A 10,971-nucleotide genomic window follows, 5' to 3' on the forward strand; every position below is an offset into this window, starting at 1 on the left:
TTGTAGACACCATCACAAAAAAATGGAGAATGCCAACAAGGCTGGTGCGACCATTAGCTAAAATCTAGCGGCACGGCCTAAAATCCCTCAGCAGCCTCGCCCCCGCATTCAACCGATCTACGCTGCTGCCAAGGCGTACACTGTAATCATTATATCCATTTGCAGGGCTGGTGGAGGAATAGATGAACTGGCGATCATAAAAGCCAGCAGAGTTTGGAGATGTGTCTTGGATGATAGCGTTATTAAGAACAACCCAATTCTGCTGACCTTCGTATCCGCCTATCGCGCCAACAACGTTTTGCTCTATGACGACATACCGTGAATCTTTTGAGACACGGATTTTGGGTATCGAAATATTCTTAGTATTTGACCGTCTAACTCGAATCAGCGAGTTCCGACGTACCGACAAGCCCTCCGCAAGATTAATTGATATTCCGTGCGTATGTGCGTTATAGATCAAATTGTTTTCGATTAGAATATTTCGATGCCAATTCGTTGGATCATTAGCGCTTGCTCTGTCGCGGCCAGCCCAGATGGTTTGGGTCCAGTCGCCAGATGCCATGTCAAAAATATTGTCACGGATCGTCAAGTCATTGACGCCGGCCCCACTGGACCGTTGAATTTGTATCATGTCCCGGTGATCACTTAGCGAGTCCGCGCCCTTGAAGTCATGAATGTAGTTTTTTTCAACCAGCGCTGTTTGTATCCTTCCCAACTTGATGCCATCCGATCGAATGCCGTGAATGTTATTCCCCAAAACATGTATGTTCGAACTAGTATTTATAGTCAAACCTGTCCACCACGAATGAAATTCCGAATTCACCACATCAATATTTTTCGACCCTTTTACTACTAGCCCTTTTCCCGTTCCTAAACCATCTGCGGCGGTACCTGTTCCGCTCGCCGTATCGCCTTCGAAGAGAGACGCGGTGAAGGTGATGTCGCTGCTATTTTCTACGCGGAACTTGCTGGAATGGTAGGAGGCCCCCGGCGAATAAGTATAGTTGAATTTAATCGTGTCAAAGGTAATGTTCGATGCGTGATCCAGATAAGCCTCGGAAAAGCTTGCCATCGCCTTCGCATCGGCGGAACGGAGCGTTACGGGGGAACGGAAATTTGATTTGATAGACAGCACTCCATAGTTACCCGCAGCAAGCAAGAAAGTTTCGCCGCCCCGCGCGTGATTAAGCGCGGAAAAAAGCTCGTCTACGGTGCGGATGGTCTGACCATGAAGCTCAATTGAGTTCGAGGTAGCAACGTCCATATCAGTGCAGGTCGTCGTGGCGGCGAGCGGGAAAGGCATCAGCAAGAATATCAGACTTACGAGGGAAAACGGGATGAAAGGGCCTATTTTGCACATGAAAAGCCGTCCCTAAATCTGGTCTGCGGCAGAAGGAAAGACTAAGGAAGAAATTATTTCGTGTCAATGATAACATAAAGGCTTCTAGGCGATGCCATGCTCACGGTGGAATGCCCCCACTGAAGTGGTCCACCTTTTGGGATATAATTATCCCGTTTTCAGGAGGACGACGAGATGGCTGGCAAGCGAGAGAAGCCCGAAGATATTGTGCTGAAGCTACGGCAAGTTGAAGTGCTGCAAGGGCAAGGGCGGTCGACGGCGGAAGCGGTGCGTCAGATCGGTGTGACGGTTCAGACCTATTATCGATGGCGCAAAGAATATGGCGGCATGAACCGCAATCAGCTCAAGCGGCTTAAAGAGCTGGAAACAGAGAATACTCGGCTTAGGCGTGCGGTGTCGGATCTGACACTGGACAAGATGATCTTGACTGAGGCCGCACGGGGAAACTTCTAAGCCCTTCCCGCCGCCGTCGGTGCATTGATCATGTGCGGCAGACCCTTGGCGTATCTGAGCGCCGGGCCTGCCGCACACTCGGGCAGCATCGTTCGACACAGCGCAAGGAACCTTGCGGCTTGCCGGACGAAGCGCGGCTAACCGAGGACATCATTGCACTGACGGAAGAGTTCGGACGCTATGCGCTGCCCGGCAGGCGATGCTCGCATCGCCGAGAGGGGGTACCGCATGATCACCGGGATGTTGAACAACAGCGGATGGCATGTGAATCACAAGCGCGTAGAGCGAATTTGGCGGCGCGAAGGGCTGAAAGTTCCACAAAAACAACCCAAGAAGGGGCGGCTCTGGCTGAACGACGGATCTTGCGTGAGGCTGCGGCCTGAGCGCCCAAACCACGTTTGGTCGTATGACTTCGTCCAAGATCGCACACACGATGGGCGGGTCTACCGCACACTGAATATCATCGATGAGTTCACGAAGGAGGCGCTTGTGATCAGGGTTAAACGTAAGCTCAATTCAACAGACGTGGTCGACGCCTTGACCGATCTGTTTATCCTGAGAGGGCCGCCAGAATATATCAGATCGGATAATGGCGCGGAATTTATCGCAAAAAAAGTGCGTGCCTGGATCGGGGCAGTTGGCGCGAAAACCGCTTTCATCGCGCCAGGCTCACCATGGGAAAACGGATACTGCGAGAGCTTCAACTCCCGCTTCCGCGACGAGCTGCTGAACGGGGAGGTCTTCTTCACGTTGCGCGAGGCTCAGATCCTGATCGAAAGATGGCGCCGCCACTACAACACAGTCAGGCCACACAGCGCCTTGGATTATCGTCCACCGGCACCAAAAAGCATCGTACCGATAGACCAGAGACCGACCATGCATTAACATTTAAACTGGACCACCCGATGGGGGCACACCAACGGCAGTCATTCGGCAGCCCGTACAGTTTTACACGACTTTTCGTCAGTTCTTTCGCCAGTCAACATAAAGCTTCCAATAAGCGTATGGACTGTTGTGACTGCAGGGTGACTGTAGCTGTCACGTCAATTTTAGAAGAAGGGGTCCAATGGACCATTATTCAAACTTTGCGTCAGGCAGGGTCGCCGAATGACGGTCTGTGCCGGTCTAAGTCGGCGCGGGTGTTGCTTAGGGGTATCTCATGGCGTGGTTTCCTGCAGGGCATCTCAATGAGAACTTCGCGGCGGTTTCTAACGATGTGGATGGCTACAAAAACGGGGCCGGATCACGTCGTTTGGTCGAAGGTCACGATCAGCCTTCCAGGCCTACGAATTCTTGCAGAACCACTGGAGAGACGCGAACCTGGTCTGCCACTTGCGAAATTCGGAGGCTAGGAAGGCAGCCCTATGCTTAATCAGTGCGTCATTCCGAGGGCTGTCTCTAGGAGTTCATCGACCGCCTCATTAGCACGCCCAAACGCTTTCCTGCCGCTAAGCACGAATTCTATCTGCTGCGCGGCAAACCTGGCGTTGGCGTCCCCCACACACACCATCGCCCATCGCCCATCGCCGAGCGTCCAAACGGTCGGGTTGAGGGCGTTATGCAAAGCGTCTACTTCCGATCTGACCAGGAAATAGAAACCGCGCGCCACCGCTATCTACTGCTTTAAAGCCATCAGCTGCCCCAATCGGCCTTCGTCCGCAAAACACCATGCGGATGCATGCAATTAATAACGCAAACTTACGCCAAGCCTTTTCAGGAACCAAAACTCTTCAGATAAAGCCATGATATTTGCTAAAACGCGATACCTAACTTCTAAATTGGACAATCCAAGTTGGGTTGCAGCAATCCAGAAACTCCAAACTTAGGCTTACTGACACCGTTTTAAAATTAGATCGAAATCAATGCTGACGTGGAAACCGAGTGTATCTAACTTTTCTTCTAGTAGAGATGTCACTGGCGATTTCGCTCTGGTCTAACTGAATATTGTCGGAATTTCCAATCCATACCCCACTCCCAAGCAGGAACATGAACAAACAGTACGTCGCTTCCCAAATATGAACAGTAAATGCAGCTAATCCGATTCCAATCATTGAAATGAGGTATCCAGTGCGGGCTTGTGAGCTGCGTTCTGATAATTGCGATCGACAAGCTCTAAACAACATTGTGAGGAAAGTTGCAATCAATAGTAGGAAAGACACTAAACCGTATCTGAGGGCAACAATTAGCCAAAAATTATCAACGCTGCCTCTGAGCCAGCTTGGCCGCGTCCACTCTGCAAATCCAATTCCAAAAATAGGATTGCCCAAAATATCGTCTATAGAATGATTAAAGATCAAAATTCTATTATATCCTGAGCTTCTTGAAAATGTCAGCTCGGAAGCAATAATTTGAAAGGCATTTCGATTTGAAGCAAGCTCAATAAAAACGTATGTGACGCCAAAAACAACGGCAAATATCACCCACCTTTTCTTGACTTTATTCAACAACTCATCCCAGGAAATAAGGAATAATTGAACCAAGACAGCCAGGAAAGCGCCAGAAGACAGTGAACTAAACACAGCTAAGACAACAGAGAATGGTCGGAGAATCTTCCTGAAGGGAGCATCCGAGGAGCCAAGTACATACCACGATAGTGCAAGTGCAGGGGCACAAAATACTCCGAACAGAATAGGGTGGGGCATAGATACCTGCGCTCGATTCAGGCCCAATCTTTGACCCTGATCTACCGAATTATAGACGCTAAACACACCTCGAAAAAGGTCGAGAATAATCTTCCTTCCCGTAAGATTTTCTACAAGGGCAAACGGTAAAAGAGTTACTACCACTGCGAAAAACCACCAAACAAAAACTTGAAAACTTTTGAAATCCCGAATCATTACACGGGCAATAAAATAAGGTACCAGAGTCTCGATGAGTAGAATCCCAGCGAATTCCCACTGTGCAGAAATTCCGTGATTTACAATGAGTGATATTGCCATCCAAAAAGCTGATATGACCAGCAAAATATCAGGGATGCAGATCGAACCCGCCGTTCCGCGCAAAAGATGTACTGTCACTGGAATGACGGCAACAAGTAGGTAAATACGATACATGCTTAGCCGGAATCCACCCACATAAAAGTAGAATGGCAAAACGAAGGCTATCAAGAGGAGTGCAGTTAAATATCCCCGCGACGATATATCCGGGGGAATTTGAACTGCTCTGCGGCGGGATCGAGTAACGTTTGTCAAGTTGCCGATCCCACTATCGATAGCGTCATTCTGAAAGAAACAGTAGACTGAAGCTGTATCCAGTCAGGTCGCAAGTCGTTGCTCCACTGCATCTAGATCATAGAGGCCACCAAGCAGCCTGTAGTCTGGCTGAGTGATTTGCAATAATGTATCAAGCTGCTTGCGGGTTAGTCTATCGTTCCGGCAATCTAGGCTTGAGTTATTCGAGTGGCTCATTGGAAGCTCTCGCCCGAGTCGCTCCGTCAGGAATGCACTCATCTCGCTCATCTCCTCGATACTAAAGATTCGATCAAAAAATCCAATATCATCGCCCAGATGCCATGAATAGGACGTGGTGTGAACCCGAACAGGGCGACTGACCGCGCGGTAGTCGTGAAAGTGATCGATGAATTGCCCAAAATTCGGGTTTAGCGGCAGGCCCTCGTTCTCGATATCCATTTCTTCACCGCGCCATCGGAACTGGTCTATGTGGATCTTGTCGCGCCAAGCCGATTTGATGCGGGCGGCCGGATCGCGGACTAGAGTGAAGGTAACATATCCGTCTGGTACTTCCGCGAGGCAGAACTTCTGAGTCAGGTAACCCTTCTGCTCATGAATGTTGCGCGGCTTTGATAGCTTGGCCTTGGCCAATCGCCAGCGCAGGTTGTTCGCAACCCGCGCCAATCCACGGCCCGCGAACGGCGCGCCGTGGTCCAACTCCCAAAGGGTTTCCTTCAAAGTGCTGCTTCCAACCTTTGTTATGTCGAAATAAACTGCTTTCAATGCCTGCGAGACGACTGCCATCGCACCTACCTTTTTGGCCACAATCTTGCTGCGGCATTCATCGAATCATAGCCATCCGCACGACGATTACAACAGACGAGGCAAACAACCAATCTACGCACAGGTCAGCGGGAGGAACTAAACATGACGGTTGCCATGGCACGGCGGTATTTTCTAATCTCGTTTCCAAAATCACTGGTAGCCTATGCAGCGCTGGCCCATCCACAATTTGACAGCTAAGATCCCTATCAGGCAAGGTAATGAGGTAGATGTGCGCACTGCGAAACCCTGGATTTGGCTGTTTGTTCTCGTTGTAGGCGTCCGGATGCTTCCCACTCTGTGGCGGCGCGCAATTAAGAAGGTTAAGGGCAAGCCTAACCTCAGCGCGCAATCAGCGCCGCGCCAAATACCGAAAACTATCTGGATCTACTGGGATTGCGGCGAAGCAGTTGCCCCTGACTTGGTCCGGCATTGCATTACCTCTTGGCGTGATCGCAATCCCGGTTGGGAAGTAAGGGTACTGGACATGTCAACGGCCGCCAAGGCAGTCAGCTTGCCGCAAGACCCCTCGGCGATTTCCGTTCAGTCCTATGCCGATTTGCTTCGTCTGCGACTTCTGAGGCAACGAGGCGGGGTCTGGGCGGATGCAACTGCATATTGTCTTGCGCCGCTTGACGAATGGCTACCGCCGTTGGCACAGAGGGGGTTCTTTGCCTTCATGTGGACCAGGAACGACGCATGGTTCATCTGGCCGGGTATGCGGCGGAGCCTTACCAACTGGTTTATTGCCTCCGAGCGGGAGGGTGGGATCATTTCCCGCTGGGAAAAGGCCTCGTTCGACTATTGGGAAGACCGTAGAAGGCCGCACAACTACTACTGGCCGCACATCATGATCGACTATCTAAACTTGACAAGCTTCTCTTTTCGTAAGCTTTTTAACGATTTTCCAAAAATCGGCTGCTACGGTGCGCATCTAGTGCATGATTGCGTGACCCACGGTCGTGATCCCGCCGAGATTGCTGCTTTGCTGAAAACCGGAGCCGTGCCTGTGCAGAAATTGCGCTGGGACTGGAGTGAGGATCGCATCGCACTGGCGAAGCAGCTGCTCGGGATCGAAGAACCCGTTGCGATCATTCGTCCGGATCGTAACCAAGCTTCGTGAAATCCTCGGCAAACCTGTCCCGGATCACTTTGCGATTGCGCGCACCTAACTGCTGCCGGGTTAGCCGCCTATGTCCGTTGGTCGACTCGTTGCGCTTCGGCAATGATCGCGAACAACCGAACACGCGCTGGAAAATCGCCGGCATTCTATCTTTCAGCTCTTCGAACTTTACAATCTCATTGACGAGGCAAGTGCCGTTTTTATCAAAAAGGTACCGACTCTGGGGCACGACGTGCCGCGCTATGTCGAAATAGTCGTCACGGTACTGTTTTCTGAGAAACCAAAAAAGCGGCCCGGTCTTGCGGAAACTACGATACCGAAATTCGGATAAAATGCGGTCATAAGGATTACGAACAATAGCGAATTTGAAATAGGAGTCCCAACGGTGCTGGTCGATATGACCGTTCCGCACATACTCGTCAGCATAGAGATGGCCCAAATGCTGTGGGCCAGATGTTGGGTCGTCATTGTACCGCAAGTTCAGTATTTCGCGCTCGTCCCATGACAGCCCTAAATCATCGACAAAAACTTGCTCAATGCTCTGCCCTGCCGTTTTGGGAACGTGGACGAAAATAGTTTTGTGTCGATGCGAAATCATCCCTCTGCCCTATCTGTTAACTGTCTCAAACGTTCCATCCAGTCAGGATATTCACCGCTGCATTCCGGCTAACATTCAAAATGGCATTTGCATGCGAAGCATTTCAAGCGTCGGTCGTGCAAAAAAGAACGAGGGTCATGTTGTTGCTTTCGCTGACGCAGCCTTATAAAGTGTAATGTCTGCGGAATAATAGCTACTAATGAATGCCTGCACAGAGACGTCGTCAAACATCGGAAGCGGTGCTGTGCCTCCGGGCTTCATCAGTTTTCGCCGCGTATGTACGCGGAGCGCCTCGTGTACCGCGCCTGGTAACAGCCACCGAGCCGCGGAGCTACTACTGCGCAACAGCGCTTTTAGTTGCGGGTGACGAAACACCATTGTTTCGTTGGCATGACCAATCGGCAAATCGTCCGTGCCAATCAGTCGACCAAGCGCGGCACCAAGAAGATCGAGCCGTTCGATCGGATAAAGGTGCCGAACCAATTGCGTGCCATCAATAGCGACAAAGTCCGATTGCCGCGAAAAATGAATGAATTCGGGTTTGATTACGCGCGGTTCAGCTTGCAGATAGTCGAAGACCCGACCGATCTCGGCGCGGATGTCACTTTGATCGAGTTGGGCAAACTCCTTGCCGAGGTACATTTTAGCCCGCTGCGCCAAGGCCGAGCGGAAACGCTGAAACGGATCGCGAAGAAGGGCGAAACTGTCATAGGTCTTCAATTTTTCGAAGGCATCGGGATCGATTTCGCGAAGCAATGCGAGCGGCAGGTGTCTAAAATCAATGTCGCCAAAATCCGGGTGCCGCTCGACTTCTTTCAAGAACCGGCTGTCGGCATCATGAAATGGCAGTACCGCCGCGCGCACCGACGTTCCCGCACATTTTGGGACGTGTATGAACACAAAACGATAGCGGTCCGACAAGATCACTCCATGCTCTCCCTCAACCGTCGCGCCATAATAAGCGTTGGTCTGACGTCTATTGGCCACGCACCCTTAAAAAGAACAAGGCCCGGAGCCCGCGCCTTGTTCCATCGCATAGTTTCGCCTGCAGCTCCGCCATTCCCGGCGACCTGTTGCTCTGCGGTTTTCGCCCCCACATCGCTCAACTCCATTCTCCTGCAAACGCAACCTTAGGTGAAAAGGGTGCGGAAGAAATCCGTAAAGCCATTTGGTCAACGACACTAGGCGAACATATCGTCAGGTACCATAGGTGGGTCGATGAATTGCACATCATCTTCAATCGCAAAGCCGCTAACTTCGCCATCGATATAGTCACCCCACCCCGTGCCAAGATTCCAACCCCACTCGTTATTATCGCCCCCGACAAAATCGAAGTCAGTATCCGTTTCATCGAGAACGAGTTTGTCGTCAACCAAAACCTGTAAACGGTCCGACGCCTGATCGACCATAAGGCTAACCGTATGCGTGTCGGTGTCGTTGAGGCCGAGATTATCGACCCTGAAGCCCTTATGGAACGGATCATCGTTGTTTCGGACATGCGCGATGAGCCCATCATCGGTAAGGGTTAGGCCGACTTTACGGTGATTCCAGACAAGTCGCTGGGTGCTTCCATCAGCCTCATCCCGAGTGAATTCGACATTGAAGGCGATCTGTTCGGAATTCTCGAACTGCTTCAACCGCCCCATACTCACGACATCCCCGTGACCATCAAACTGAATAGCTGTACCGGACGCCGTATCCACCACGGTGGCATCGCCTCGAAATTCCGCCTGCCCGTTGGTCGCCAGAACGGCAATGTCTAGAACGAAATCGTCAAAAGTCATCCCGGTCTGCGATTCATTGTTGGTATCAGACACCACGGAGTCTGCGACCTCGTAGTCGCCAGTTTCTGCCTCACCAGTTTCGGTCTCGTCGGTTCCAGTTGCATCGATTTCAGGTGCTTCGGCGTCTCCAGCTTCGTTTTCATTGGTTTCAGGCACATTGGTGTCGCCAACGGTGGCTCCCCCGTTTTCGGGCATCTCAGGGACTTCGGCCTCGCTCGGTCCGGACGCTGAATCGAGTTCGGTCACACTACCTTCCGTTCCAGTATCGGTGTTGGAGCTATCCGTGCCGACGACCCCGCCGTTTCCTACTCCACCCGAGCTGCCCGGATTCGAGACAACCGTGCTCGCGGTTCCGACCCAGTCGTCGTAGGAGAAGGACGGCTGGTTGCTCAGGCTTGATCCTGCAGTCAGCTGATCCACCATGCTGCCGACAGCAATCTCAAACTGGTTATGACCGTTTGCCAGCGCCGTTGCATGATAGATAAACTGGTTGTCATAGTAACCCGGCGCGTTAGCATCTGTATTTTGAATGAACGCGTTGTTCTGCACACTCCAATCGGCCTGTCCCTGTTCGCCACCGATCGCTGGCGTGATGTTATTCTCTACAACAACGGACTTAGACTCCGATGAAACTAGAATTTTGGGAATAGAAATCCCACCTGTTTGAGCGCGATCAACAGCAATTAGTGAATTATCTCTGATCGTCAGCCCATCCGTCAGATTGAGAGATATCCCGTGCGTGTGTGCGTTATAGATAACATTGTTTTCAATCAGCACATTCTGGTGCCAATTCGTTGGGTCATTCGCGTTTCCTTTGTCGCGACCCGCCCAGATAGTTTGGGTCCAATCACCAGATCCCATGTCAAAAACATTGTCACGGATCGTCAAATCACTGACGCCAGTCCCGCTGGACCGTTGAATTTGGATCATGTCGCGATGATCGCTAAGCGTATCGTCTCCGTTGAAGTCATGAATATAGTTCTTTTCGACAAGCACTGTCTGAGAACTTCCCAGCTTCATACCGTCTGATCGAATATTATGAATGTTGTTTCCCGAAATATGTATATTCGAACTCGTATTTATGCTTAAACCAGTCCAAAAAGAGTGAAATTCCGAATTTACTACATCGACATTCGTGGACCCTTTTACGACAAGGCCTTTTCCCGTTCCTAACCCGTCTGCGGCAGTACCGGTTCCGTTTGCTGCATCGCCGTCGAAGAGCGAGTCGTTGAAGGAGATATTAGTGCTATTTTCGACGCTGAACTTACTGGCATAGTACGCCTCCCCAGACGAATAGCTATAGTCGAACTTGATGGTGTCGAACGTGATGTTGGACGAGTTTTTCAGATAGGCCTCAGAAAAGCTTGCCATCCCATTCGCATCGGCAGACTTCAGAGTTACATTCGATGCGAATTGCGTGCCGCTAATACTTAGCTTACCGTAGTCACCTGCGGCAAGGATAACGGTTTCTCCGCCAGTTGCCGCCGCCAAAGCGGTTTTTAGCTCTGTCGCGTTCGAGACATTTATAATTTGATTTGTCATCATTGACCTCTAATTTGCGGCGCAGACAGCACCAGGAATCCGTCCAGTCCATCCGATTGGATAGAGCAGCGGCAAATGGCCACAGAATGGCCGAAATACGGCTAAGTCTGGAAACTCGT

General features: G+C 51.0%; 7 protein-coding genes and 1 pseudogene. 2 read left to right on the forward strand and 6 right to left on the reverse strand.

What is annotated here, in order from left to right; translation table 11 throughout:
- Positions 1-64 precede the first annotated feature (64 nt).
- Positions 65-1,360 (reverse strand): right-handed parallel beta-helix repeat-containing protein, encoded by a 1,296-nt coding sequence (locus MK6180000_RS15810; RefSeq protein ID WP_138935597.1) that lies wholly within the window; start codon positions 1,358-1,360, stop codon positions 65-67.
- Positions 1,361-1,534: 174 nt separating this feature from the next.
- Between MK6180000_RS15810 and MK6180000_RS15815 the strand changes: the two are divergent.
- A pseudogene (locus MK6180000_RS15815) lies at positions 1,535-2,698 on the forward strand (IS3 family transposase).
- Positions 2,699-3,672: 974 nt separating this feature from the next.
- Here the strand turns inward: MK6180000_RS15815 and MK6180000_RS15820 are convergent.
- Together MK6180000_RS15820 and MK6180000_RS15825 are read right to left on the reverse strand one after the other, a co-directional pair.
- A complete protein-coding gene (locus tag MK6180000_RS15820; RefSeq protein ID WP_138935598.1) occupies positions 3,673-4,866 on the reverse strand; it encodes an O-antigen ligase family protein in 1,194 nt (397 codons plus the stop codon).
- A 201-nt stretch (positions 4,867-5,067) separates the two neighbouring features.
- On the reverse strand, positions 5,068-5,787 hold the full coding sequence (locus tag MK6180000_RS15825; RefSeq protein ID WP_138935599.1) for a sulfotransferase family 2 domain-containing protein: 720 nt from the start codon (positions 5,785-5,787) through the stop codon (positions 5,068-5,070).
- Positions 5,788-6,091: 304 nt separating this feature from the next.
- Here MK6180000_RS15825 and MK6180000_RS15830 point away from each other — a divergent pair, with 304 nt between their 5' ends.
- A complete protein-coding gene (locus MK6180000_RS15830; protein WP_246040618.1) occupies positions 6,092-6,928 on the forward strand; it encodes a capsular polysaccharide synthesis protein in 837 nt (278 codons plus the stop codon).
- Here MK6180000_RS15830 and MK6180000_RS15835 read toward each other — a convergent pair.
- From MK6180000_RS15835 to MK6180000_RS15845, 3 genes are all read right to left on the reverse strand, one after another.
- The gene (locus MK6180000_RS15835; RefSeq protein ID WP_138935601.1) at positions 6,897-7,526 is read right to left on the reverse strand and encodes a sulfotransferase family 2 domain-containing protein; all 630 of its coding nucleotides are present in this window, start codon (positions 7,524-7,526) and stop codon (positions 6,897-6,899) included. The two genes, MK6180000_RS15830 and MK6180000_RS15835, sit on opposite strands and share 32 nt — an antisense overlap.
- A 135-nt stretch (positions 7,527-7,661) precedes the next feature.
- Positions 7,662-8,447 carry a sulfotransferase family 2 domain-containing protein gene (locus MK6180000_RS15840; RefSeq protein WP_171054659.1) on the reverse strand — a complete coding sequence of 262 codons (786 nt, stop codon included), beginning with the start codon at positions 8,445-8,447 and terminating at the stop codon, positions 7,662-7,664.
- A gap of 260 nt (positions 8,448-8,707) precedes the next feature.
- Positions 8,708-10,852 carry a right-handed parallel beta-helix repeat-containing protein gene (locus MK6180000_RS15845; RefSeq protein WP_212751919.1) on the reverse strand — a complete coding sequence of 715 codons (2,145 nt, stop codon included), beginning with the start codon at positions 10,850-10,852 and terminating at the stop codon, positions 8,708-8,710.
- Positions 10,853-10,971 lie beyond the last annotated feature (119 nt).

Origin of the sequence: Roseovarius arcticus (assembly GCF_006125015.1) — a bacterium.
GTDB lineage: Bacteria > Pseudomonadota > Alphaproteobacteria > Rhodobacterales > Rhodobacteraceae > Roseovarius > Roseovarius arcticus.

Coding starts and splice junctions, on each gene's coding strand:
- MK6180000_RS15810 (WP_138935597.1), bottom strand. CDS start 1,360: ATGTGCAAAATAGGCCCTTTCATCCCGTTTTCCCTCGTAAGTCTGATA.
- MK6180000_RS15820 (WP_138935598.1), bottom strand. CDS start 4,866: ATGTATCGTATTTACCTACTTGTTGCCGTCATTCCAGTGACAGTACAT.
- MK6180000_RS15825 (WP_138935599.1), bottom strand. CDS start 5,787: ATGGCAGTCGTCTCGCAGGCATTGAAAGCAGTTTATTTCGACATAACA.
- MK6180000_RS15830 (WP_246040618.1), top strand. CDS start 6,092: ATGCTTCCCACTCTGTGGCGGCGCGCAATTAAGAAGGTTAAGGGCAAG.
- MK6180000_RS15835 (WP_138935601.1), bottom strand. CDS start 7,526: ATGATTTCGCATCGACACAAAACTATTTTCGTCCACGTTCCCAAAACG.
- MK6180000_RS15845 (WP_212751919.1), bottom strand. CDS start 10,852: ATGACAAATCAAATTATAAATGTCTCGAACGCGACAGAGCTAAAAACC.